A 25485-nucleotide genomic window follows, 5' to 3' on the forward strand; every position below is an offset into this window, starting at 1 on the left:
CACTTTTTAATTCATTATCCAGTTTTCCAGAATTTGTTTTCCCTGTGGTGTCAATACGGATTCCGGATGGTATTGCACGCCCTTAACATCATAGGTTTTATGTCGAAGCGACATAACCTGACCGTTTTCATCGAAGGAGGTTGCTTCAAGACTTTCCGGTAATTCAGGGTTGACCACCCAGGAGTGATAGCGTCCTACTTCTATCGTTTTATTCAAACCTTTAAAAATCGGCTCATCATCTACCGCTATGGTAACTTTCGTGGCTACGCCATGATATACCGTGTCTAAATTGGTTAGAGAACCACCGAAGACTTCGCCAATGGCCTGCTGCCCCAGGCAAACGCCTAAAATACTTTTTGTTGGCGCGTAGGTTTTAATGATATCTTTTAACAGGCCTGCTTCATCCGGAATTCCCGGTCCCGGTGATAACAAGATCTTATCAAAAGGTTCAACATCGTCCAAAGTTAATTTATCATTCCGCATCACGGTAACCTCACAATTAAGATCTTCTAAATAATGCACCAAATTGTAGGTAAAACTGTCGTAATTATCAATAACTAAAATTTTCTTCATTTTAAATGTCTTCAGCTAAGGTTATGGCTTTGGTTAGCGCGCCTAATTTGTTGTAAACTTCTTGTAATTCGCTTTCAGGATCTGATTTTGACACCATTCCGGCACCGGCCTGCCAATTCAGTTTATGGTCTTTGCTCAAAAATGTTCGGATCATAATGGCGTGATTAAAATTACCATCAAAATCCATAAACCCGATCGCACCACCGTAATAGCCACGACTTGTTTTTTCATAGTCTTCAATGAGCTGCATCGCGCGGTGTTTTGGTGCACCACTCAAGGTTCCGGCAGGGAACGTGTCGGCAACAACTTGCATCGTTGGCGTGCTCTCATGTTTTTTACCAACTACTTTACTTACCAAATGAATGACGTGCGAGAAAAACTGAACTTCCCGGTAGGTTTCAACGGTAACGCCGTTTCCATGCCGACTTAGATCGTTTCGAGCAAGATCCACCAACATCACATGTTCGGCATTTTCTTTATCATCCTTCATTAATTTTTCAGCTAAAATACCATCCTGATGGTCATCGCCTGTGCGTTTAAAAGTTCCTGCAATGGGATGAATTTCCGCCATACCATCGGTAACAATAAGCTGAGCTTCCGGCGAGCTACCAAATATTTTAAAATCACCATAATCAAAATAGAATAGGTAAGGTGATGGATTGATACTTCGTAAGGCACGGTATACATTAAAATCGTCTCCGGTATATTCCTGAGAAAAGCGTCTGGAAAGCACAAGCTGAAACACATCGCCGCGGTGACAATGTTTACGCGCCAGTTCAACGTTTTCTTTAAATTCCTCATCCGTTAGATTTGATTGAATAGCACCTTTTGGATTGAACGGATATTCAGCAAAATTCTGGACATTGATCAGGGTGTCTATCGCATCAATGTTGTTCTCATGATCTTCGTAGCAATGCGCGAAAATATAGGCTTCATTTTTAAAATGATTAATGGCGATGATATTTTTATATACTGCATAATAGATGTCCGGAATTTTAACCGAATTGGGTTTTGAACCTATTTCAATATCCTCAAAATACCGCACCGCATCGTAAGCGGTGTAACCAAAAATACCATTATGGATGAATTTGAAATTATCTTCTGTAGCTGTTTCAAAGCGTTGGGTGAATTTGTAAATTTCATCAACCACATTCACATCTTCGGTGATTTTTAATGAAGCTGAACTACCATCGGGAAAGGTTTCTGTGATCACTTCATTTTCTACTTTTATGGAAGCAATCGGATTGCAACAGATATAAGAATAATTCTTATGATTTCGGTGATAATCCCCACTTTCCAAAAGAATACTGTTCGGGTATTTATCACGAATTTTATAGTAAACCGTTACCGGTGTTATGGTATCGGTAAGTATTTTTTTGTGATGTGTGTAAAGTTTAAATGTTTTCATTTTATAATTTATATGCTAATCAATGCACAACAAACAAAAAAGGCTTGTCGTGAATGACAAGCCTTTTTCTATATTTTCAATTTTAAATATACCCAGGGTTTCTTCACGAACTTTTAGTTAGGGAAGCACCACCACCAGGCTGTATTTAAAACTATTTTCATTTTTCTTATTTTTATGAAGCCAAATATAGAAATGAAAAAACAATTTCACAAAATAATAAATCAATTTTTGATTAAAAGTTTGTTAAACCACTTCGAAAGCTACTAAGCAAAGCTTATTTTTAACATTATGAAATTAAAATTGCTGTGTATTATTGGTCTTATAGTTTTTAGCTGTAAGGACCAAAAAAAAGAATCTGAATCGCCTGCAGGAGACCAACCGGAAGCGCAAACAAAACCTATGGCTACGGCAGATTTATCCGAGACGATTTCTTTAGATGTTGTTGACTTTAAAGGTTTGAAACCGTTTTTAGAAAAGCAAAATGACACCACTTATGTTGTAAACTTTTGGGCAACCTGGTGCGGCCCTTGTGTTAAGGAATTACCGTTTTATGAAACCTTAAATAAGAACTATAAAGACCGGAATGTAAAAGTTGTTTTGGTGAGTTTGGATTTTCCGCATTTATATGAGAAAAAATTAAAACCTTTCATAGTAGAACATAATATACAATCGCAAGTAGTGGCTTTGGACGATCCGGATATGAATTCCTGGATCCCTGAAGTTAGTTCTGAGTGGTCAGGTTCATTGCCGGCTACACTTATCTATAATAAAGAGCATCGTAAATTCTATGAACAATCATTTACCTATGATTCACTTGAAAAAGCTTTAAAACCTTTCTTAAAATAAAAACAAATCCTATGAAAACGCTATTAAAATTAAGTCTTATTGCAGGATTACTTCTGTGTGTTACTGCCTTTACAAATAATTTGACTCTACCTTCAAATGGTTACAGCATCGGAGATAAAGCTGCTGATTTTTCTTTAGAAAATATTGACGGAAACATGCTGTCTTTAGCGGATTTCAATTCGGCCAAAGGCTTCATCGTTATTTTCACCTGTAATACATGTCCATATGCTCAATTATATCAAGACCGAATTGAAGCGTTAAATAAAAAATATGCTTCCAAAGGTTATCCCGTTATTGCCATCCAGCCGAATGATACCGATCTAAAACCCGGAGATAACCTACAAGCCATGAAACAAGTTGCCAGGGAAAAAGGTTTTACATTTCCTTATTTGCTGGATAAAGATCAAAGCGTTTATCCAAAATTCGGCGCCACAAAAACACCCCATGTATTCATTTTAGAAAAAACAAATCAAGGAAATATTGTGCGCTATACTGGCGGAATAGATGATAATTATAAGTCGGCTGATCTGGTAAAAAACAAATACGTAGAAAATGCTGTAGATGAACTTCTTAATGGGAAATCAGTAAGTCAAACAGAAACTAAAGCAATTGGTTGTTCCATTAAATCTAAAAGTTAAAACATCACTTTACGGTTAAAAACTTTAATAATTTTTCTCGCTTTTGAACATTAGATTGCCTAATTTTGTTTGATTATAAATTTTAATGTTATGAAAGATTTATCTCAAGACGAGTGGGTTGAACAGTTAAAAAAAGATAAGAACGCCGTGGTTTTGGATGTGAGAACTATGGATGAAGTAGAAGATGGCGTGATTGAAAATGCGATGCATTTAGACATTTACAAAGGGCAGGAATTTATTAGCGCTTTGGAAAAATTAGATAAAACAAAAAGTTATTACGTTTACTGTAGATCAGGAAACAGAAGTGGTCAAGCTTGTGCTATTATGGATGAGCTTGGATTTAAAAAAGCTTACAATCTCGACGGCGGGATCCTTCAATGGACCGGTGATCTGGTTAGCTACAAATAATAAACACTATGAGTCGCATTTTTTCTGTAGTTTTTTCTTTAATGCTATCAATCTCACTTCTTAGTTGCAAGGATGCTACAGCTCAGGAAGGCGCCAAAAATCTTAGTCCGGAAGCTTTTTCAAAAGCCATCACCGGAAATAGTGTACTTCTGATTGATGTGAGAACTCCCGAAGAATTTCAATCCGGGCATATCCCTAAGGCTCAAAATATTAACTTTTTTGATGATGATTTTCAATCTTCATTGTCCAGGTTAGACACTACCCAAGCGGTATATATTTATTGTCGTTCCGGTCACCGAAGCGGACAAAGTGTAGCTAATTTTAAAAAAGCCGGCTTTTCTAAAATTTATAATTTAGACGGTGGAATTTTGAATTGGGAATCAAAAGACTTTAAAACCACCTCACCCTAAGCATTTTTTGTAGTAAAATTTTATCACTGATTTTCAGGTTATTACTTGAAAATTTGTATATTTAGTTGCTTCAGATTTTGATCTTAGACTAATGCGTGCTCCAATGTTTTAGTTGTTAATTAAAACTCCCTGGTACTTCTATTAGCAAGACGTTGTATAATGGTTATACAATGTGATTACTAACCAAACTTTTTTAATTATGATCAAAACATCATTTAATTTTCAGACGCTTCTGGTTCTCATTCTTTTGAGCACTGGATTTAATTTGAATGCACAAGACGATTCAGATAACTATGTTATGCACGAATCTGTAATGGTAACACCAGACAATACCCACCTCACAATTTTAGGGGAGAACTTGCGAAAGCACAACATGAAATTTCACAATGAAGGACCATTCAATGCTTCTGTTTTTACCATTTCAACCGGACCTAATGCCGGGAATATGATCTGGATGATGGGCCCCTTAATGTTTAAAAATCTGGACTCAAGACCTTCTAGCGATGCCCATGATAAAGATTGGCGTGAAAATGTAATGCCTTATATTAAAAAAATGTATACCGTTGAATATTGGAGACGTAACGATAAATTATCGAATTTTGAAAATCTTGATATTAATACCTATCCAATTATTTTTGTTCGATATGGTGAGGTTAATCAGGATATGGCTTTTCTAATGAAACCATTCTTTGAAATGGTGAGTAAAACAATCAAGGCTATGGATGGTGATAATCCATGGGAGCTCTTTTATAACGAGTTCCGGCAGGGTGATCTTGGAAGGCATGTAGCTTCTGTGGATTTCTATAAAAACTGGGCCGAATTTGATGCCCCGGGAACTTTCAGAGAAACTTTTAATAAGACCATAGGTGAGAATGAATGGCAACGATTTTTAGAAATGGAGAAAAATCTATTTACAAATACCTGGGATGAAATCTGGGAATACAACAAATATTTAAGCGGTAAATAATATTTGGGTGTAGCGACCTAAATTATAGACGAAAAGCTTCTGTTTGTTAAAAAAATAGGAGCTTTTTACGTTATATCTTTTTTTTAAGTAATTCACCTTTTTTATTCTTAATGAAAGGGCACATTTATTACTTTTATGAAAATTTTAACGGTTAGAAATACATAATCTGAAAATTTAAATAACTAATCCCCCTCGAACAATGGAAAACGGTTTTGTCATTTTAGGTATCATTGCCCTGCTTTTTTTAAGTATGTATGGCTATGCTTATGGCTCAGTTATACTTGAGAAATTAAATCAACGAAAAGAATCAAAAAAACGTCAAAAAGAAGAGGCTTTTCGCATGGAGCGCCGTGCAGAGCGTCAACGTATTATTGATGAAAAAGTGAATCGCTACAGTAAACGAAGCGCTGAAATTAGAAAGGAGCTTGAATTGCTGGAAAAAATGAGAAACAAAGAAAACGTAAAAGTAGCTAACTAAGCAAAATACCAATATACATGCTCTGACTGTCTTTTATAAAGGCAGTTTTTTTTATTTTAAATTTGAATTAAAACTTCGGGGTTTATTCCATAAATTTATAAGACACAAATGCAAACTTTTTACCATCCGGAGACCAGGATGGTACATTGATGCTACCCTGACCACCTATAAACTCGCAAAGCGTTTTTATACTTTTATCTTTTAAATTGAATAGTCGTAACGCAACGTTTTTCATCGGGGGATGATCAGCTCCCTGATCTTCCAGATAAGCAATATAAACCAAACTATTACCTTCCGGAGAAGGGTGGGGAAACCAATTTGAAAACGAGTCATTGGTTAATTGCAACTTATTATCGCCATCAGAATTCATACGCCACAATTCCATTTTGCCAGATTGCATGGAATTATAGTAAATATATTTTCCGTTAGGTGAATATTCAGGACCATCATCAAGTCCGGGAGCTGAGGTCAATTGTATTTCTTCTTTGCTATTAATATCAATGGTATAAATATTAAAATCACCTTGTCTTCTACCGGTAAAAGCTAAAGTTTTTCCATCAGGAGACCAACCGTGCCAAAATGAGGGATAATTCTTAGTAATTAATTTGGGCAAACCACCAGTTACTGGAAGTGTATAAATTTTTGAAGTTAGCCAATTTTGCTCAGGAATCTCAGCGTCTTCAGGCGGGTTGTATGCACTTATAACGATCTCTGAGCCATCCGGTGAAAATCCGTGATCGTTATTTAATGTATTCAAATGGCCTGTATCAATAAGGTCCTTAGTTTTCGTTTCCAGATCAAAACGATATAGGCGACCCTCACTATTGAAAATCAAAAAAGAGCCATCCGGACTCCAGTTAGGCGCTTCAAAATGTGTTGTGTCATTATAAATAATTTCTCTTTCTCCAGTTTCTAAATGAAAAACTTCAAGTGTCGAGAGTATTTGTGAGAACATGTTTTTACTCATCATTATCAATATGAATAGAAAAAAATATTTCATTTAAACTCTAATTTAATGCTATAAAAACGACCTTTTAAAGCACATAAATTACGAAAAACCCCAGATATGTGCCCAAAGCATTTCCTAGACTACCCACTAAAATGGCCGGTAAAATAAGATCTTTTCGTTTGAAGGCTTCAGCAAGTGCTATGGCAGAGGTGCCACCACCAATGTTTGCCTGACTAACAATAGCAACGATCTCCCAATCGCGATACATGAAACCAGATATTAAAATGAGTATTATGCCATGCAGCAATACGGCTAAACCTGCAAACATGAGTAGCATGATACCGAGGTGTTCGAGCTGAGAAACTGCACCGATCTCGCAATAGGCACCAATAACTGCTAGGAAAATATAAACCAGAAATAAGCCTAATTGATGACTGCCTTTAAGACTGGCAACAAATCGCATTTGGGCCAATAAAATGCCGATGGTAGAAAGAATTAAAATAGAAGGAATTTGCGGAAAGAGCGCTGATAAAAGCTCTGAAACGTAATATGCGGAAATTCCCAAAAAAAACAACCACATCATGGCATTGAGATCCATACCCTCGTCTTCCGGATGTTCCATGGCATCCATATCTTTTGTGGTGGTTACAACGGTTCTACCTTTCCAAATGCGACTCAAAACGGTGGGAATAAGGAGGGTTATAATCATCCAAATGGTGGTGATCACATTATCTACAGCGATGGTTCCGGCATAAAGAATACCGTTTTTTTGAAAATCATATTCAAGAGCTACCGCATTAAAATTCACACTTCCTCCGGTGTAAGTTCCTGTGAACATTCCGGCAATTATTTTGGCATCGTCCCCCAAAACAGTCTCAGGTTTCAAAATAAACCATGACAATAAAACGCCAAGGGCTGTAGCCAGAGAACCAATTAAAAACAAACTTACCATGGGTAATCCGGCCTGTTTTATAGATCGCAAACTAACATTAAGCAACAGATAGAAAATAGAGATTGGTGCTACATATTTGAAAATCGCGTCGTAAAGCGGAATGCTGTTTGATGCTGAAGGAATAAGTTTCAGGTTGGCTATAATGGCAGTAAAAAGAATTACCAGTAAAGCAGCTCCAAATGGTTTACCGTATTTTGTTTGGCTTGCGTAAACTGATAAAATCACCATGAGGCAAAGTACAACTAGAACGTAAACAGGGTTGGTAATGAAGCTCATGAAAACGGAAATGATTTCCCGAATATAAGAGAATTTATCTACATTCTTAAGTTTAAATTTCTCCTGAAATTAATTTCTTAATAAGCTTCAGGATTTAAAAACACTATTCTTAGATCTTTATTTGTCTTAACCTTAAGGCATTAGTGATTACAGAAACCGAACTAAAACTCATGGCAAGTGCGGCGATCATCGGAGATAATAAAATCCCAAAAACCGGAAACAATACACCGGCTGCAACCGGCACGCCAATGGTGTTGTAGATTAGAGCGAAAAATAAATTTTGTTTGATGTTTTTCATCACGGATTCACTCAGATTCCTCGCCTTAACAATACCATGTAAATCGCCTTTTACCAGAGTGATCATGGCACTTTCAATAGCAACGTCTGTACCTGTTCCCATGGCAATGCCAACATCACTTTTGGCCAAAGCGGGAGCATCGTTAATACCATCGCCGGCCATCGCAACAACCTTGCCTTGATTCTGAAGGTATTCAACCTCATTTAATTTATCTTCCGGGAGCATATGAGCTTTAAAATCTGAAAGATGCACCTCGGAAGCGACAGCCTGAGCGGTTTCTTTGTTGTCGCCGGTGAGCATAATGACATTAATACCATGATCCTGAAGTGTTTTAATAGCTTTTGCACTTGATGATTTTATTTTATCTGAAATAACTATATAGCCAACAACGGCGGTATCGATGGCCAAATAGGAAACCGTTTTAACTTGCTCTTGAAATTTTCTGGTAACCTTGGTTATATTATCAGTGAGTTTCGCTCCAACTTGTTCCATCATTTTTGAATTCCCAAACGCTATTTTTTTATTCTGAATTTTCGCTGTGACACCTTTTCCGGTTACTGCACTGAAGGTTTCGGTTTTTAAAATGGTCATGTTTTTCTCTTTTCCATAATTTAAAATGGCTTCAGCCAGAGGGTGTTCACTATTACTACTTATGGAAACCATAAATTTTAGGATCTGAGCTTCATCTGATTGATCACCAAAAACGCCCACTTTTTCTACGGAAGGATTACCTTCTGTAATCGTTCCGGTTTTATCAATGATCAAAGTGTCAACCTGTTTCATTTTTTCCAAAGCATCTGCATTTTTTATCAAAACACCATTTTGAGCCCCTTTACCAACACCAACCATAACAGACATCGGTGTGGCTAAACCCAGAGCACACGGACAGGCAATGATCAAAACGGCAATGGCATTCACAAAGGCGTATACATAAACGGGTTCCGGTCCATAGATGGCCCAAACAATGAAAGTTATTATGGAAATGATCACAACAATGGGAACAAAATATGCGGAAACCTTATCCGCTAACTTCTGAATTGGAGCGCGACTTCGGCTCGCCGTATTCACCATGTCGATAATTTGAGACAACAACGTATCGCTGCCTACTTTTTCGGCTTTCATTAAAAAGCTTTGATTGCCGTTTATGGTTCCACTATTTACATTATCACCTATGGATTTACTTACCGGTAATGGTTCACCTGTGATCATGGATTCATCAATAGAGGTAGAACCCTCCGTTATTTTACCATCTACAGGTATCTTTTCTCCCGGTTTTACTTTTAGAATATCATGAATTTCAATCTGATCAATAGATACAACATGGTCTGTACCATCTACGACTTTAGTGGCTTTATTAGGAGCCAATTGCAATAAGGCTTTCACTGCCGAATTTGTTTTACTGTGCGCCCGAGCCTCCAAAACCTGCCCTAAAAGCACCAGAGTTAAAATAACTGTAGCGGCTTCAAAATACACATGAACTGCTCCAGAATCCGTTTTGAACTGTGCCGGAAAAAAATCCGGAAAAAACAATCCGAAAACACTAAAAATCCAGGCTACACCAGAGCCCATTCCAATAAGTGTGAACATGTTAAGGTTCCAGGTTTTTATACTTTTATAAGCACGCTCAAAAAACATCCAGGTCGCATAAAATACTACCGGAAGTGATAAGGCAAATTGTACCCAGTTCCAGTAGGTTTGCTTCATTAATAAAAATAAAGGATTTGGTTTTAGCATATCGCTCATAGCGATCAGGAAAATGGGTAATGTAAAGCCCACAGCGATTTTAAATTTTTTAAGCAAAGCTTTATAGCTTTTTTCTTCAGCTGAGCTATCCGCTTTTTTAGGAACCAGATCCATACCGCAAATAGGGCAGGCACCCGGGGCGTCTTTTACAATTTCGGGATGCATTGGGCAGGTCCATTGTTGTTTATTTTGTAAAGTTGAGGTTTGCTCTTCAACTAAAGGCATACCGCATACAGGACAATCACCAGGTTTATTATAGGTTTTATCAGCTTCGCAATGCATCGGGCAATAAAAAACACCTGTTCCGCTATTATTGTTGGTAGTTGAAGGTTCTATATCGCCTTGATGATGATCGTCTAAATGATGAATACTGTATGTCCCACCATCATCTTGAAGGGCTTTTTGAAATTTTTCCAAAGGAATATGAGAGTCCATGGTAATGGTTGCTTCTGCTTTCGATAGATCAACGTTTACCTCTTTGACGCCTTCAACTTTTGAAAGTACATCTTCAACATGATTTCGGCAACCATAACAGGTCATTCCATGTATATGATAAGAATGTGTCATTATTTTTATTTGAATTTTAGTGTGGTTTACCTGTGCCCCAATAATTGTAACTCGCCGGCTTCCAACCGGGAATATACATCTCAGTTAAGGTCTCAAGTTTAAAACCATTTTCCCTTATGATTTTAGGAATGTCTTTATTTAAACGGCAGCCGCCTCCAAGCCGACTCCAAATAGGGTTTATCCTTTTTTGCCATTTTTCTACGGCTTTATCGGGGGCTTTTCCATGTTCGCAAAAAATCAGCGAACCCCGCGGTTTTAATACGCGGCGTATTTCTTCAAAAGTGCTCTCTAATTCTGTAATCGAACACAAGGTGTAGGTTAATACAACCGAGTCGAAACTGTTGTTGTCTTCAGGAATATTTTCGGCGGAAGCCTGAACAAAATCAAAATCAAATGCCAAAGTTTCCGTATTTTCCTGATGCATATCCCAGATTTCCTGAGCAGGATCGATAGCCAGTAGGTGTTTTACTTTTGCAGGATCGTAGTAAGGTAAATTTAACCCGGATCCGATGCCAATTTCCAGAACATTTCCGGTGGCTAAGGGCACAACTTTTTCCCGCTGACGTCTGTTGGGTTTTTGCTTACACGCCCAGTCAATTATTTTGGGTAATACATATGTGTTATAGAGTCCCATAATTAAAGATAGAACCGTTTGAATAAAACGAAATTCCATATCTAATTTACGAAATTACGCGGAACTACCTGGTTTAATCAGGCTATTTTCCAGAGGGGAGAGTAAATCTTTTTAGTTTGAAAATAGTTCTGCTAATTTACTGTCCAGAGCCTCGCCATGAAGATCTTTAGCAATAATTACCCCATCATCATTTACAAGGAAATTTTTGGGTAAGGCTGTAATTCCGTAATTGGCGCAAATCGGGTTGGAGTACCAATCCAGTGTGGATACATTCACCCAGGTTCGTTGGTCTTGTTCAATGGCGCTTTTCCAACGATTTTTATCGCGTTCTACGGCATAGCCGAAGATGTTAAAGCCTTGATCGTGGTATTGACCATATACTTGTACGAGTTGCGTTGCTTCGGAGCGGCAAGGTCCGCACCAACTTCCCCAGAAATCGATCAGTGTATATTTTCCAAGATTTTTATCGAGAGGTTGGAGTGTTCCTGACGAATCAGGAGCTAAGATATTAGCCACTTTTCCGCCCACGGCAACCTGTTCCATGATTTTAACTTTTTTCTGGATGCGTTTTGTAATATCCAAACCGGGATGTTCTTTAGCAAATTGAGTAGCCAACGATTTGTAAAATTCCAGGTCTTTATCCCCATTCCAACGCAAGGTAGTTGGATAAATAGCCAAAGAAGTTCCCATAGGCTTTACTGCGTTTATCAGGGTATCGCGATAGGAAGCTTCAGCATGTTCAACCCGTTTTCCTAAAGTTGCAATTTTTTCAGCATTTTCCGGTTTTTTTTGTCTGAGTAACTGATATAATTGTCCACGTAAAGGATACACTTTTGTTTGCAGAACTTTGGCTCTAAAAGCTTCATAATCTTCAAATAATTTTGTGTCTGGAGATCCCGTAATGTCGTAACCATCAGTTGCTTTCGGTGTGATAATTATATCTTGAAGGGAATCAGCAATTATATCAATAGTAGTAGAATCATTCACTTTTAAGTTGTAATAATGGGGCTGTAATTTATAGGTTTCATAAAAAGTGCCATCCGGATTTACTTGAAGGGTATCTACAGGTTCAAATTTTTTCTGAGAAAGGTCTGTAGCCTGATACAACACCACGCCTTCTGACGAAGGGTTATTAAGAGTTCCGCTTAAAGAAAACACATAGTCCTTGGTTTCGTTTTTACAGGAGAAAAAAATAAGTAAAATGAGGGCTATAATTTGAAATTTTTTAGTGTACATGAGTTCTAGTTTTTTAGTTCAACACTAATAAGATGGATGTCTGCTGAACCTACATTTTCAAGGGTGTGCGGTGGAAGCGGTTCGGACCACAAGGCGGTATGTAACTTGGGAGGTGATTCCAGATTTCGCGAGTCTAAAACAACCTGATCATTTTCATCGCGACGTACAAAGTCTGACCAGCTTAAAATATAATAGGTTGCCGGCCATTTATGGGTATGCACCTTGGTGATATCTCCAGGTTTTATAAGCGTGTCTAAAACTCGAACGGAATCATTTTCTAATAGGAGTTTATGATGCTCAGGTGCTGCCTTTAATGCATCCAGTGATTCAGGCCAATTCCAGTTATTTTTGGTTTCGTTTTTCATTCGATTAGTTTGGCATCCCTTGTGTAACCCAATCTTTCATCAATTTTAATTCAGCTTCGGTTAACGGATCCTTTTTCATTTTAAAAGGCATAAATTCTTTGTCAGTTGTAGGAAGCTGAACTCTATGAAGAATATCATCAATATTTTTCTTTACGGCTGCATAGGTATCGAGAAATTTCTTTTTACCCTTGTCAGGAAAATGGCAGGGTGTGCATTTAAGTTCCATTAAAGGAGCAATATCATTTTGATAGGTTACAGGATTTTCGAAGGTTTTAGCTTCACTGGTCATTGTAGCTGTTTGTTTGGCCTTGCAATGTTGCAAACTCAAGAGTAGGAGTAGAAGTCCAAGAGGATACAGGGGTTTTGCAGAAGTATTTTGTTGATTCATTTGCGATTATTTTGGTTGATGTTTGTTTCGAAACCTACTTTAACTTCAATTAGAGAAAAATAAAAATTAGAGCATCACAGGTTTTACTTTCGTCTCTAAGATACAAAATGCCCGGGTAAAAATTTATAATCACTTTTTGCATTCTTAATTTGAATAGCTAAGAATTCTCATTTTTAATGATCCAGGTCATTTTAAATCCCTACTGAATGATATACCTTTTTGGGTTAGTTTAATACAATGTTCAACCTATAAAATAACTATTATGAAAACCTTAATAATGATTATTTCAATTTCGGGATTATTACTTTTTAATAGTTGTGCTCAAAAACCTGACACGGCACAACTTCTTGAAAACGAAAATACGAGACAAGAGATTTTTCAGAATATCGTGGATAACCATGATTATATGATGTCTTTTATGAATACGATGCAAAGCAGTGAACATGCCATGGGTATGATGCAAGGTAATCATATGATGATGGGCAACATGATGCGTGGTGGCGGTATGCATACCATGATGAAGGACAGTACGATGATGAAAAGTATGATGACTCAAATGTTGACCAACAAAGCGATGATGACCCATATGATGCAAATGATGCACAATAGAGGGATGATGAGTAACGATTGTATGGAAAACACCTTGAATATGATGAGATCTAATATGATGAATAGCTCAAATAACAACTAATTTTAATTATGATGAATCATTTTTATAATCATATGGGAGGTATGCATTTTTGGTGGTGGGTTATTGGTAGTATCATCATAGCATTCGTGTTTGTTACGCTGTTATTTTTTTACTTGAAACCTTCAAAAAATGAAGAGCCTCTGGAAATTTTAAAGCGGCGGTTTGCCAAAGGGGAAATAAGTCAGGAAGAATTTGAGTCTGCTAAAAAAGTGCTCGACTCCTGAAGATAATACTACTATTTACAGATTTTAATTTCTGTTGAATATACTTAAATTCCATTCGTCATACCAACGCAGTTCCATTTTTCCGGATTCCGTGATAAAAATGGGAAGAAAAACGTATTGTGAATCAGGATGGCCACCACCATTCCAACGATCTGCCATATAGATATAGGCATCTTTAAAACCGGGAACCTTAAAAATATAACACGGTTGTGAGTTAAAAGAGTTGTTTTCCAAGTCGTTTATAAACGGACTACCATGGCTCGAATATGGTCCCATAATATTTGTTGCGGTATAATATGTTGCCGGGTTTGGTTTCCAACCTGAACATCCACTAGTTAATAAGAAATAAGTATCCCTATATTTAAGGATACCCGGACCTTCACAATGGGCATTAATATCCACGTCATTTTCCGTAAGACTCAGGTAATCATCAGCCAGGGCAACCATGCGAATGGTGCGGTTTGTGTGGTCTGCAGCGTAGCCAATGTATGCTTTTTTAGTTTTTGGATCGATGTACATTCCAATATCTCGTGATTCATGACCGTTAGGACGAAAATGATCCTTAAGTTCAAAAGGTCCGGTTGGACTTTTACTTACGGCAACTCCCAGTTCGGCGATCTGATATCTGTTTCCATCATAATGGAACCACATCACATAACGATCATTTTTAGAATCGTAGATTACTTTAGGACGTTCGAAAGTTTCGATAGTATCTTTTTCAATTACAACACCTTCATTTTTCCAGTTATATAGATCTTTGGAAGAATAACAGGAAGCTCCTCGAGGTTCACCACGATGTTCGCCATACCAATAATACGTTTTTAAAGAATCGACATAAATTATATTCCCGCCATGACAATCAATGACTTTTCCGTCATCAGCAAGCCAGTCTGCTCCTGGATGGAATCCTGTAAATTTTGTAGGTGATTGGGAGAAAACCAAAAAAGGTATCCAAAGAAATATAAGGAGAACTGTGCGATTCATATCAAACGTTTACTAAAGTTTTAAACTGTTTACGATGTAAAATAGGAAAAACTGAATTAGAAAAAAAATTTTAATATTAAATCGATTTCATCCAACCCGTTAAGCTCAGGCGTTGAATGTTACTAGTAAGAACCTCATGAGGTAAGTCGCTTCTAAAAAAAACCATCCTACCCGGTACCGGCTGAATAGTAGTTACGACATCGTCAGAAAATAAAAGTAATTCACCACCATCACCGGGTTGCCATGCTTCGGTTAGGTAAAAAACAATCGAAAATTGGCGTTTATCATCATTCTGGAACTGATCGATATGCTTTTTATAAAAAGAGCCTTGTTCATAAACTGCGTATTGAAATTCGAATGAATGAATTCCGGCAAAGCACGTACGATTTAAATGATCTGTAAAGTCATTTATTTTTTGAAGAAATTGTTTTTCATACACATTGGCTTTTGAAGCATCTAGCCAATAAATATGGTCATTTCTAATTTTTTTGATCATCTGAAGATTTTCTTTGTTGCCAATGCCTGCGGAATGAAATAGATCATTATCGTAATGCAGAAGTAACGATTTTCGAAGACCAACCAGCTCCTCAGAACTCAACCAGTGGTCTACGGATCCAAAACCTTTTTCCAAAAGGCCTTCGATCAACGTTTCATATGTTTCAAACACAATTTACACCCTTGTAAATCATATCATTAAAAGGCTCGCGAAAATAGGTAATTTTTGAATATGATTCTTTTATTTTTTCATGAAACGTTTGGAAAGCCAACGCCGAACTGGTTCGTCATAAAGTTTTAATATGGCGTATGAGAGTATAATCATAAAGATTACAAGGCCTAAACCTGTCCAAAAGCCTATTTCTATCGGGATCTCTTCGGTGATTAGCCAGGCATAGAAAGCGTAAATAAAGGGGTAATGAATGATGTAAATCGGGTATGAAATATCTCCCAGAAAGGTACAGACCCTTTCTGAGATCTTATCTTTTATTTCGCCAATAGCTCCCAAATAAATGATTATTGGAAAGATCAGGATTACCGTTAAAGCATCGTATAAACCATTAACCCAAAGGTTATCATAGCCATCAATCCGAGGGATACATAACATGAGGATAAGGAGTAAACTAGAGATAAAAAAAGTACTTCTGGTGCGAACAATTTTAATGGTTCTTCGTAACAACATCCCAGCCATATAAGGAAATAATAAACGTGTGATGCCAATCTGCAATTGTTCGGGTTCTAAAGACCAACCTCCAATAATATCACCTTGCGGACTACTAACAGCCAGGTGAATTAATGCAATTCCTGCCAATACTACGAAAACTCCTAGAAGAATTTTTGATAGTTTTCTCAGGATAAAAGCGTGTAGAATATTTGCAATATATTCGAAAAAGAGCGACCATGCAGGACCATTCAATGGATGCATTTCATTCCAACCGCGAATATCCATGGAAGGCGGAACAGGAATTAGGGTGTATCCAATAAGTGTTATTAAAATGAGCTGCCAGGTGGAAGTATCCGCTATTTTTGGAAACATGTTGCTTTCACCAAAATAAAAAAGTAAAGCCCCGATGGTCATACCCATAATGATCATGGGATGTAATCGGATAACACGACGTTTAAAAAAATCTTTGTAGGTCATAGTGCTCCAACGATCGTCATAAGCATGGGCCATAACGTAACCTGAGAGCATAAAAAAGAAATCTACTGCCAAATATCCATGGTTAATAATTTGCTTCACGTGGTCACCACCGGAATAGAATTCCAAAACATGGAATAAAACCACGACTATCGCAGCCACACCTCTCAGCGCATCTAAAATTTTAAAATGTCGCTTGGAATCAACGAAGGCAGAACTCGATTTAACCATCTTTTAATTGTTCTCGTTGGCTTTTAAAACTCTAATAAAATTTTCACCCAATATTTTATCTATATCGGCTTCGCTGTAGCCACGTTCAACCAGAGCCCTGGTTATATTAGGATAAGCAGTAACATCATCCAGTTCCTTTGGGGTAAGTGTTATACCATCGAAATCTGAGCCTATTCCAACGTAGTCAGCACCTACTAAATTAACAATGTAATCAATGTGGTCTATCACTTTAAAAAGGGGAGGTCGGATAGGTTCAGCCTCATCGGCATAGGTTTTATATAATTGAAATTTTACAAGCCATTCATCTTGCAGGCTCGCCATTAAGGAATCATGTTCTGTTTTATGCTTTTCCAAAAAGTCTTGTTCTTTCTTTTCAAAAGACGCATCAACAAATCCGGGATTGAAATTGATCTGAATCACGCCACCTTTTTTAGCAATGGCCTTGATCTGATCGTCCTTAAGATTACGCGGATGTGGACAAAGGCTGTAGACCGAACTGTGAGAAGCAAAAACAGGTTTGGTTGAAGTATTGATCGCGTCCCAGAAACTTTGTTCTCCGGCATGGCTTACATCTACTAACATGCCTAAATTATTCATGCGTTTAATAACAGCTTTGCCGAAATCAGTTAAGCCTTTTGGTATTTCAGGACGTTCCGTTTGGTCTACACAACTGCTTACCCAATCTGCTGAGGTATTGTGGGTTAATGTTAAATAACGAGCACCGCGCTGGTACAAACTATCTAATTTATCCAGATCGTTCTCGATCATATGACCACCTTCAACCCCGATTATTGCGGCTATTTTACCGGTTTTTACAGCGGATAAAAGTTCTGATGCATTAAAAACCTTCATAATTTTTGAAGGATTGCGATTAACAACAGCATCTAGCCAATCTATTTGTCTGTTGGCATAATCATAGGCATTTTTTGCTGTACCGTCGCAATACACAGAAAATACCTGAACATCAAGTCCGCCTCTTTTCCAACGATCCAGATCACTATGTGTAATCCCGGTAAGATCGTCATCGAATTTAACGCCATCTTCCAAGACCTTCATAAGAATATCATTATGCGTATCAATAACAATCGCCCTGTTGTGAATTGTTTTATAAGTTTCGGAATTTTTTTCTGAGGACTGTTTACAAGACGCCATAATTAAAAATATAAAGATGAAGTATTTCATTCGAAATGATTTTAAATGTTTTCCAATTTACTACTTTTTCATGGCTTGCCATTTTAAATTCGTTCCACTACGCCAGAGCCATTCTAAAGGGCCATATTTAAATCGTTTGAACCACCAAACACTAAAGATCGTTTGAATCGCAAAAACAGCAACACCTAATAAGATCGCCAAAGTTGCTGATATTTTCAAAAATAAACCCAGTCCATAACCGTAAAAAATAATTATACCGAAAAGCGATTGGATCACGTAGGTACTTAATCCCATACGACCAACAGGAACCAAAAATTTCAATAATTTTTGCGTGAAATTCCAATTAAAGAAAGGGAAAATCAATCCTATATAAAGTAGTGGCATGAAAATATTAGACAATTCCTGAGCAATAAAGGCGATAAAACGAACAAAAGGTGAATGATCGGCGGTGTAAAAATGAAAGTGTATAAATACCATAGGAATTCCAATAGAGGCAGAAATCAGTATGATATTACCCCATTTCAGTTGGTCCAACCGCTCATGGTATTTTTGTCGTCCAATCCAAAGGCCTAAAAGGAAAAGCCCGGGGACTACCCAAAAGCGTCCACTATGAACCAAATAGTTGAATTTATTTATAATACCAATAGTTCCGTTGGATACCATGACACTTTTTAGATCACCATGAAGTATTAGGTCGAAATAAGTGTTATTGGCTTGTGCAGGACTGGGGCCCATGGGGATATACCAATTTAATTGAAGCGGAAATTCCAAAAGATTGAGACCTTGAATAATAATATTAGGCCCATTCAAAGCAAGAAATAAACCTATTGGGAGAATGTATTTTGAAGGAAGCGGTCTGGCGAGTAATAGAACAAATCCGAAAATAGCATAAACAACAAGGAAATCTCCACGATAAAATACATGGTTCATGTAACCGATCACGAAGAGTAGCACTAAACGCCAGGCGAATTTCAGCGGACTCGAGTTTTGTTTTCGATCTAAGATCAAATAAAAGCTTAATCCAAAAAGCATCGAGAAAATAGCATAGAATTTCCCCGAAAATAAATTTCGAACGATCCAACGTGAAACATTGTCGATGGGATACATCAGGTTATAACCAAAATATTCAGCAGGTACTGAACTCGCTAAATAACCCTGATACATGTGTGTTAGGATGATTCCAAATAAAGCAAAGCCGCGAAGGGCATCTATTTCTTGAATGCGTTTCATTGGTTATCAATAAATGCTGAAATCTGTTGATTAATTTGCTCCATCCCTTTAACTGAAGGATGCCCTGCAATTTTATCAATATTCTTTAATTCGATACAGTCTATTTTGTAATGGGCGCAAATGGTTTTGACTGACGCATCAATGGCATCACTCAATTCGGTATTTAAAATGAAATATATTTTTGTCTTGGAGTAGTGATTAAGCATGTAATCGAGCATGTAGGCCATGGCAGGTCGAAATTGATATAATGAAGCTTTGGTCCAGTTGGCATATTGAAATTCTCCCAACGGGGAACCAGCCCAGGCATCATTAGTCGCACCAAAAATAAAAATGATATCCGGATCTCCGAGATTATCCATTCTCGCGGTGAAGGAACAGCAGGAAAAATCCATACGATTGTATCCTGTGTTGCAAATGGTAGAACCTGAAAAAGAATTATTTACCTCTAATTGATCGTTGTGATCCTGAATAAACCGATACCACCATAATTGTTCTACTGAATTCACGTCGGTACCGTTTCTCGGATTCTTAAAATACCATAACATATTTGTTTCAGGATATACATAACCTTCAAACGTGGAGTAGGAGTCGCCAAGAATGGATATTTTTTTAGGGTTTTGAGCACAACCAAGCAGGCAGAAAAAAATAATTATTAGAAAGTGGTGTTTTACTTTTTTCATAATTCTTCTTATTAAGACTGAATTTGTTCCTTTATTAGCCTAACAATTCTTGAATTTATTTTTTCGAGATTTCTATTTTGGTGCAACAGATCGGTTAAAATAGTTAACTTCAAGGTAATAATATTTCTGAATTTCCGATCTTTTAGAACATCGAGGATCTTATTTTCTTCAACAGCAGGTGGTATAGGAAAATCATTGACCCGTAACAGGGTCACGGCTTGAAAATCTAAGTGATCCATGATATAGGGTTGGAAGGAGTTAACCAATTCCAATTCATGAGTATTTTGCACCAATTTTACGAGGTCTACGGCTTTATAATAATTTCCGATTTCTTTTTTCAGTTCAGCATTGGAAATTAATTTGAAATCACCAGATCCTATTAAATTGTTATAAACCCTATCTGTACTATTGTAAGAAGGCATATCATTGATCAACGTGAATGCAGCATTTAGGGAGTCTAATGCTATTGTTGGAGCTTCCATAGCCGACTGTTCTAAAAGCGCAATAAGTTTAGGAATGGTCTTCTCGATTTTATCTATATTTCTATTGGACAGTTGTAAATTTATTACGAAATCTTTAACAAGATCATTTAAATAAGCATTTTCCGAAGCTTTGTTCTTTGTGTTTTCGTTCCAAGTATTGATACTCAAAGCGATCAAAATTCCAATTACAACAAGTACGATCTCACCTATGGCATAGAGGATATAATTACTGAATTTACTTTCTGAAAGTAACCTTTTACGCAGGTTACGAAATAATTTTAGCATGCTTTAATGGTTGGTATTGGTGATCTAGATTAGCATGTTTTGCTATACCAAGATAGTAAATGTTTGGCATTTCAATTCTATAATTACAACAACAACTCTTTTAGATCTTATTATTCCTTACTGTTCTTCTTTAAATTATGAACTTTCAAATAACTCAAATTCCTCCAAAGCCATTCCAAAGGGCCGAAGCGATAATATTTGAGCCAAATCGGACTAACAATTAACTGGAAGATCCAAATACCAAAAACAATGTACATCAATTCATGACGTTGTAATTTGCCAAACATGGCAAAGCCGGCTCCTGTAAAAATGAATAAGGCAAAAACTGAGTGCATGATATAATTTGTAAGTGCCATTTTACCAACTGCAGCCAGACTTTTCTTGAGCCAATGGATCATGGGAAGTTTGCAAAAAAGCATAATAAGTCCAATATGGCCAATCGCCACAGGAACACGACCTAATTGATAGGTTGCAAAAGATTGTGAAAAGCCCAAATATGAAAAATCGCTATCCAAAACCGTTTTGAGTTCATAATAATTTATCGAAAGACCCACGGCATAGCCTATAATGGCCATTAAGGCGTAAAATTTATAAGACTTTTCAGCGGAAAGAATATTTAATTTAAATAAAGCAATACCCAGGAGCATCATACTAAGCACATCCCAAAGATCATAGCGATAAGGAAATTTTTCATTATCTTCAGTGAAGTGTGGTGCATTAAATACTACCACTTTAAAATAGCTCTGGCGCATACTTTCATTGTATTCCTTTATGGCTTCGGGTGATCTTTGTTCCTGAATGTCATCCCACTTTTTTAAGGCAGCAGTTTCTTCTTTGGTCAAATCTTTTCCTGCCATTTCATTGGATCGGGCTAATTCAAGTTGATCCATGAATTTGACATCCTTTCGGTAATCCAGGTAATCCCAAAGTGTTCCGACAGCGATCAAAAAAACAAAAATTAGCATAAGTTTTTTGGGAGATAAAGTTCGAAACGGAAACACGATAAAACCGAAAAGCGCGTAATTGTAAAGAATATCACCGCTCCACAGGATGAGGTAGCCATGAATAAGGCCAAACACCAATAACCAGATAATTCTTCTGAAATAAATATTAGCGCCTTCCATGCCAGCGCCTTTCTTTTCAAGACGATCCAAAAGTATAAATACACCCACACCGAAAAGCAGCGAGAAAAGAGCGCGCATGGTACCTTCAAATAATAGGCTGGAGGTTATCCAGGTTACCAGATCCCAACCGGTCGCGCCGCCCGAAACCGTAGGATCCATATAGGCTCCGGCCAGGCCCATACCGTTAATATTCATTATTAAAATACCGAAAAGTACAATACCGCGCATCACATCGAGGGATTGAATACGGTCAGAATCTTGTAAAGGGGCAAAGGGATTTCCTACCTGAGTCATAGTGGTTGTTGATTGGTTAGTTAGTTTGTGTATTGCAAATATTCAAACCATTCAGGATGGCATCAATATTTAAACTACGAATCAGGTCTTAGGGATACTGTTCTGACAACCAATATAGTAAATGTTTAGATATGAAAGTGAAATAAAAAATGTTGTTCTGAAAATAGTTGATTAAAAAATCACTCAATTAAAATTGTGTCTTTGTCACCCTGAACTCGTTTCAGGGTCTAAAGGTAGAGCAAGCCAGATGCTGAAACAAGTTCAGCATGACAAGCTTTAGGTTTTTGCTATAAGATTCCTGCTGTCACCCTGAACTCGTTTCAGGGTCTCTTGATATTGTAATTCAGATGCTGAAACAAGTTCAGCATGACAAGCCTTGGTTTTATATGGCTTCGTAACCATCATCTTGTAACCCTTGCTGTAACCCTGAGCCAATTGCTGTCACCCTGAATTCGTTTCAGGGTCTCTTGTTAACGTAAGCCAGATGCTGAAACAAGTTCAGCATGACAAGCTTATTTTTCAATCTGACTTTGTAATTATCAACTTGAATTTTGTGCTGTCACCCTGAACTTGTTTCAGGGCCTAACAAAAAAACGCTCGAGTAACCTCGAGCGTTTTTTCTAATTGCACAATGCATTCGTGGAGTCGGAGGGATTCGAACCCTCGTCCAAACAAGTAACCAAAGGGCTTTCTACACGCTTAGTTTTCGCTTGAATTGTCGGTTGCAAGCTGGCGGAAAACAACCTACTCACAACTTAGCTTCTAAATCTCGGTGTTGCGTCAAAGCGCCACAACACCTTGGTTAATTTTTACGATGCCTCTAAAAGGAACGCCACTAACCAGGGCTTTCCGGAGACATTTAGCTTTTCCGTCTTACGGAACTAGGCCCATCCTACTATAATTCAGATTAGGCAGCTAAAGCGTAGTTATTCTCGCCGTTTAAAAAGTCGGTCTAGCCTTTTACGTGTTTCAAAACCATTACACGGCGTGCTTACCATTCAATTATTCTCGCTGTCAAAACCAGTCGACCCCAATTCAATAGTAAGTATTTGGGCGTTACGCCCGCGCTTTTGGGCGCGGCCGTCGGGCTATCCGCTGCAAGTCCTCGCGCTAAGCGCTGTGGGCTTTTCGCTACTATCCCTAACGCGGGCTGCAAAGGTATCAAAAATATCTAGATTTTTGCCTTCACCAGCCACAATTATAAAGCAAAAAGCATACCAGTATCCTATAGATGTCAGTTCATAAATTAAATTTTATTATCTTTTTAACCGCTATTAATCAATAACATACGTAATGTCCGCCAATACAAAACCATTTTTAGTCAGACTCGTGCGTTACGTCATTAAAAATCCACGCTATTCCCTGGAGCGATTAAGTATCATCGTGGGGCAGAAACTTCGCGGATTGGAAACTTATAAGAATGTTCGACAAGCCGATTTAAATATCCCCCAAAGTGCAGAGCCCGTATTATATGAAAGTTCGGGAAATTCATTTTTGGTTAAAACACTAAAAAACCTCAATATTACCTCCAACGACAGTATTATCGATTTTGGATGTGGCAAAGGTGGCGCCCTAATAAAAATGGCCAACTTTCCCTTTAAGAAAATAGTTGGCGTTGAGTATTCCGAATTCCTTTATAAAATTGCTCAAAAAAACATCAAAAAACTCAAACTTCACCACATTCAACTTTTTCAAGGAGATGCTGCTGCGTTCAAGGATCTCGACGATATCAATTACGTTTACCTGTTTAATCCTTTCGGGCTGGCAACGCTTCATCCCGTTCTTGAAAATATCAAAAAATCGCTTAAAAATAATCCAAGAGATTTAACCCTGATTTACAAGAATGCCGTGCATCATCAAGCTGTAATTAATAGCGGACTCTTTAAAAAGATCAATCAGTTCAAAGGTGAAAACGCCGATTTCTTCATTTATAAAACCATTCCAAAATCATAGGTTTCTTAAATCTGTAGAAACATTTTAAGTATGTATCTTTGCCAAAGTAACATAAAAATTACAGGCATTTATGAGCATCAATTTTGGTATCATTAAAGAACGCAAAAACCCACCGGATCGGCGTGTGGTTTTCTCCCCTAAAAAACTAGCAGAAGCTAAAAACCAGTTTCCTGAAGCTAAATTCAAAGTCGAATCCTCAGACATTCGTGTGTTTCCGGATGAAGCCTACCAGAAGGAAGGCTTGGAAGTTAGTACAGATATGAGTGATTGTGATGTTTTAATCGGAGTCAAAGAGGTCCCAATGGATGCCCTCATTCCTAATAAACAATACTTTTTCTTTTCGCATACCATCAAAAAACAACCCTATAATCGCGACCTGCTTCGCGCTATTTTAGACAAGAATATTGTGCTCTACGATCATGAGACGATTACCAATTACAAAGGTTATCGCCTTATTGGTTTCGGGCGTTATGCCGGTATTGTTGGAGCCTATAATGGTTTTCGTGCCTGGGGATTGCGCTATAAATCCTGGAATTTACCAAAAGCCGGAACACTTGCCAATCAGGCAGAACTTATTGAACAGCTTCAAAATATCGAGGTACCGAATATTAAGATCTTACTCACAGGAAGCGGAAAAGTTGCAAAAGGTGCTATGGAAATGCTCGATGCTATGAACATTAAGAAAGTTAGTGTAGAGGAGTATCTTAATAATACCTATAACGAACCTGTGTATTGCAATGCCGATGTGCTTGAATACAACAAACGCATTGATCATCAGGTTTTAGATAACAAGGATTTCTTTGTACACCCTGAAGCCTATGTGTCTGATTTTATGCGCTTGGCTAAAGTGACTGATTTTTACATTGCAGGTCATTTTTATGGCGATGGTGCGCCATTTTTATACACTCGGGAGGATGTAAAGTCACCCGATTTTAACATTAAAGTTGTCGCCGATATCAGTTGCGACATCGATGGTCCGGTGGCTACGACCATTCGTCCTTCAACCATTGCAGAACCTATTTACGGTTACGATCCTCAAACCGAATCTGAAACCGATTTCAACAACAATAACGCCATTACAGTTATGGCTGTCGACAATTTACCCTGCGAATTACCGCAGGATGCCAGTGAAGGTTTTGGCGAGCAGTTTTTGAAAAACGTTTTGCCGGCCTTTTTTAATGATGATAAAGATGGCATTTTACAGCGTGCTAAAGTCACTGAAAATGGTTTGCTTACACCACGATTCACCTACCTTCAGGATTATGTGGATGGGAAGGAGTAGCTTTATTTTGTATTTAAAGAACCCACAGTTGTTTTTATTCTGAAAAACAATCATACATTTTTGGGTTTTCCAACCTGAAAAGAATAGTTTCGTAGCTTATTTGT

Annotated in this window: 27 protein-coding genes and 1 other RNA gene; 10 read left to right on the forward strand and 18 right to left on the reverse strand. The window is 37.6% G+C overall.

What is annotated here, in order from left to right; translation table 11 throughout:
• Positions 1 to 6 precede the first annotated feature (6 nt).
• Positions 7 to 573 carry an anthranilate synthase component II gene (locus ABD682_RS09470; RefSeq protein WP_344741027.1) on the reverse strand — a complete coding sequence of 189 codons (567 nt, stop codon included), beginning with the start codon at positions 571 to 573 and terminating at the stop codon, positions 7 to 9.
• Between the two features lies 1 nt (position 574).
• Positions 575 to 1981 carry an anthranilate synthase component I family protein gene (locus ABD682_RS09475; protein ID WP_344741028.1) on the reverse strand — a complete coding sequence of 469 codons (1407 nt, stop codon included), beginning with the start codon at positions 1979 to 1981 and terminating at the stop codon, positions 575 to 577.
• 288 nt (positions 1982 to 2269) lie between these two features.
• Here ABD682_RS09475 and ABD682_RS09480 point away from each other — a divergent pair, with 288 nt between their 5' ends.
• The 6 genes from ABD682_RS09480 to ABD682_RS09505 all read left to right on the forward strand — a co-directional run bounded on the left by ABD682_RS09480 (position 2270) and on the right by ABD682_RS09505 (position 5728).
• The gene (locus tag ABD682_RS09480; RefSeq protein WP_344741029.1) at positions 2270 to 2827 is read left to right on the forward strand and encodes a TlpA disulfide reductase family protein; all 558 of its coding nucleotides are present in this window, start codon (positions 2270 to 2272) and stop codon (positions 2825 to 2827) included.
• Positions 2828 to 2838: 11 nt separating this feature from the next.
• Entirely contained in the window at positions 2839 to 3465 is a 627-nt protein-coding gene (locus ABD682_RS09485) for a thioredoxin family protein (RefSeq protein ID WP_344741031.1), read from the forward strand.
• A gap of 90 nt (positions 3466 to 3555) precedes the next feature.
• Positions 3556 to 3873, forward strand: coding sequence for a rhodanese-like domain-containing protein (locus tag ABD682_RS09490; protein ID WP_344741032.1), 318 nt, complete (start codon positions 3556 to 3558; stop codon positions 3871 to 3873).
• Positions 3874 to 3881: 8 nt separating this feature from the next.
• A complete protein-coding gene (locus ABD682_RS09495) occupies positions 3882 to 4283 on the forward strand; it encodes a rhodanese-like domain-containing protein (protein ID WP_344741034.1) in 402 nt (133 codons plus the stop codon).
• A gap of 199 nt (positions 4284 to 4482) precedes the next feature.
• Positions 4483 to 5250 carry a hypothetical protein gene (locus tag ABD682_RS09500; RefSeq protein WP_344741036.1) on the forward strand — a complete coding sequence of 256 codons (768 nt, stop codon included), beginning with the start codon at positions 4483 to 4485 and terminating at the stop codon, positions 5248 to 5250.
• 199 nt (positions 5251 to 5449) lie between these two features.
• Positions 5450 to 5728, forward strand: coding sequence for a hypothetical protein (locus ABD682_RS09505; protein WP_344741037.1), 279 nt, complete (start codon positions 5450 to 5452; stop codon positions 5726 to 5728).
• A gap of 82 nt (positions 5729 to 5810) precedes the next feature.
• On the opposite strand, the gene ABD682_RS09510 is transcribed toward ABD682_RS09505, so the two are convergent.
• From ABD682_RS09510 to ABD682_RS09540, 7 genes are all read right to left on the reverse strand, one after another.
• Positions 5811 to 6683 carry a TolB family protein gene (locus tag ABD682_RS09510; RefSeq protein ID WP_344741038.1) on the reverse strand — a complete coding sequence of 291 codons (873 nt, stop codon included), beginning with the start codon at positions 6681 to 6683 and terminating at the stop codon, positions 5811 to 5813.
• A gap of 79 nt (positions 6684 to 6762) precedes the next feature.
• Positions 6763 to 7905: a DUF819 family protein gene (locus tag ABD682_RS09515; protein ID WP_344741040.1), complete on the reverse strand. Its 1143-nt coding sequence runs from the start codon at positions 7903 to 7905 to the stop codon at positions 6763 to 6765.
• Between the two features lie 109 nt (positions 7906 to 8014).
• Positions 8015 to 10513 (reverse strand): heavy metal translocating P-type ATPase, encoded by a 2499-nt coding sequence (locus ABD682_RS09520; RefSeq protein WP_344741041.1) that lies wholly within the window; start codon positions 10511 to 10513, stop codon positions 8015 to 8017.
• 16 nt (positions 10514 to 10529) lie between these two features.
• Positions 10530 to 11147: a class I SAM-dependent methyltransferase gene (locus tag ABD682_RS09525; RefSeq protein WP_344741043.1), complete on the reverse strand. Its 618-nt coding sequence runs from the start codon at positions 11145 to 11147 to the stop codon at positions 10530 to 10532.
• Between the two features lie 111 nt (positions 11148 to 11258).
• A complete protein-coding gene (locus ABD682_RS09530; RefSeq protein WP_344741045.1) occupies positions 11259 to 12383 on the reverse strand; it encodes a TlpA family protein disulfide reductase in 1125 nt (374 codons plus the stop codon).
• A 5-nt stretch (positions 12384 to 12388) separates the two neighbouring features.
• Positions 12389 to 12748, reverse strand: coding sequence for a hypothetical protein (locus ABD682_RS09535; protein WP_344741047.1), 360 nt, complete (start codon positions 12746 to 12748; stop codon positions 12389 to 12391).
• Positions 12749 to 12752: 4 nt separating this feature from the next.
• Complete coding sequence (locus ABD682_RS09540; RefSeq protein ID WP_344741048.1) at positions 12753 to 13136, reverse strand: hypothetical protein; 384 nt, start codon at positions 13134 to 13136, stop codon at positions 12753 to 12755.
• A gap of 262 nt (positions 13137 to 13398) precedes the next feature.
• Here ABD682_RS09540 and ABD682_RS09545 point away from each other — a divergent pair, with 262 nt between their 5' ends.
• Together ABD682_RS09545 and ABD682_RS09550 are read left to right on the forward strand one after the other, a co-directional pair.
• The gene (locus ABD682_RS09545; RefSeq protein ID WP_344741049.1) at positions 13399 to 13827 is read left to right on the forward strand and encodes a hypothetical protein; all 429 of its coding nucleotides are present in this window, start codon (positions 13399 to 13401) and stop codon (positions 13825 to 13827) included.
• An 8-nt stretch (positions 13828 to 13835) separates the two neighbouring features.
• The gene (locus ABD682_RS09550; RefSeq protein ID WP_344741050.1) at positions 13836 to 14051 is read left to right on the forward strand and encodes an SHOCT domain-containing protein; all 216 of its coding nucleotides are present in this window, start codon (positions 13836 to 13838) and stop codon (positions 14049 to 14051) included.
• A 24-nt stretch (positions 14052 to 14075) separates the two neighbouring features.
• Here the strand turns inward: ABD682_RS09550 and ABD682_RS09555 are convergent, their stop codons facing one another.
• The 9 genes from ABD682_RS09555 to ssrA form a co-directional block, all read right to left on the reverse strand.
• The gene (locus tag ABD682_RS09555) at positions 14076 to 15035 is read right to left on the reverse strand and encodes a family 43 glycosylhydrolase (protein ID WP_344741051.1); all 960 of its coding nucleotides are present in this window, start codon (positions 15033 to 15035) and stop codon (positions 14076 to 14078) included.
• Positions 15036 to 15111: 76 nt separating this feature from the next.
• The gene (locus tag ABD682_RS09560) at positions 15112 to 15702 is read right to left on the reverse strand and encodes a 2OG-Fe(II) oxygenase (RefSeq protein ID WP_344741052.1); all 591 of its coding nucleotides are present in this window, start codon (positions 15700 to 15702) and stop codon (positions 15112 to 15114) included.
• A 69-nt stretch (positions 15703 to 15771) separates the two neighbouring features.
• Entirely contained in the window at positions 15772 to 16899 is a 1128-nt protein-coding gene (locus tag ABD682_RS09565; protein ID WP_344741054.1) for an acyltransferase family protein, read from the reverse strand.
• A 3-nt stretch (positions 16900 to 16902) separates the two neighbouring features.
• Entirely contained in the window at positions 16903 to 18081 is a 1179-nt protein-coding gene (locus ABD682_RS09570) for a dipeptidase (protein ID WP_344741055.1), read from the reverse strand.
• A 30-nt stretch (positions 18082 to 18111) separates the two neighbouring features.
• Complete coding sequence (locus ABD682_RS09575; protein WP_344741056.1) at positions 18112 to 19281, reverse strand: DUF418 domain-containing protein; 1170 nt, start codon at positions 19279 to 19281, stop codon at positions 18112 to 18114.
• Complete coding sequence (locus ABD682_RS09580; protein WP_344741058.1) at positions 19278 to 19961, reverse strand: SGNH/GDSL hydrolase family protein; 684 nt, start codon at positions 19959 to 19961, stop codon at positions 19278 to 19280. Before ABD682_RS09580 ends, ABD682_RS09575 begins: the two co-directional genes overlap by 4 nt.
• An 11-nt stretch (positions 19962 to 19972) precedes the next feature.
• Positions 19973 to 20728, reverse strand: coding sequence for a DUF6090 family protein (locus tag ABD682_RS09585; protein WP_344741059.1), 756 nt, complete (start codon positions 20726 to 20728; stop codon positions 19973 to 19975).
• 110 nt (positions 20729 to 20838) lie between these two features.
• Entirely contained in the window at positions 20839 to 22146 is a 1308-nt protein-coding gene (locus tag ABD682_RS09590) for a DUF418 domain-containing protein (RefSeq protein ID WP_344741062.1), read from the reverse strand.
• A 637-nt stretch (positions 22147 to 22783) separates the two neighbouring features.
• Positions 22784 to 23178, reverse strand: a transfer-messenger RNA (tmRNA) gene (gene ssrA, locus ABD682_RS09595).
• Between the two features lie 261 nt (positions 23179 to 23439).
• Here ssrA and ABD682_RS09600 point away from each other — a divergent pair.
• Positions 23440 to 24099: a class I SAM-dependent methyltransferase gene (locus tag ABD682_RS09600; protein WP_344741064.1), complete on the forward strand. Its 660-nt coding sequence runs from the start codon at positions 23440 to 23442 to the stop codon at positions 24097 to 24099.
• Positions 24100 to 24175: 76 nt separating this feature from the next.
• Positions 24176 to 25381, forward strand: coding sequence for an NAD(P)-dependent oxidoreductase (locus ABD682_RS09605; RefSeq protein WP_344741618.1), 1206 nt, complete (start codon positions 24176 to 24178; stop codon positions 25379 to 25381).
• Positions 25382 to 25485 lie beyond the last annotated feature (104 nt).

Origin of the sequence: Gaetbulibacter aestuarii (genome assembly GCF_039537665.1) — a bacterium.
Lineage (GTDB): Bacteria > Bacteroidota > Bacteroidia > Flavobacteriales > Flavobacteriaceae > Gaetbulibacter_A > Gaetbulibacter_A aestuarii.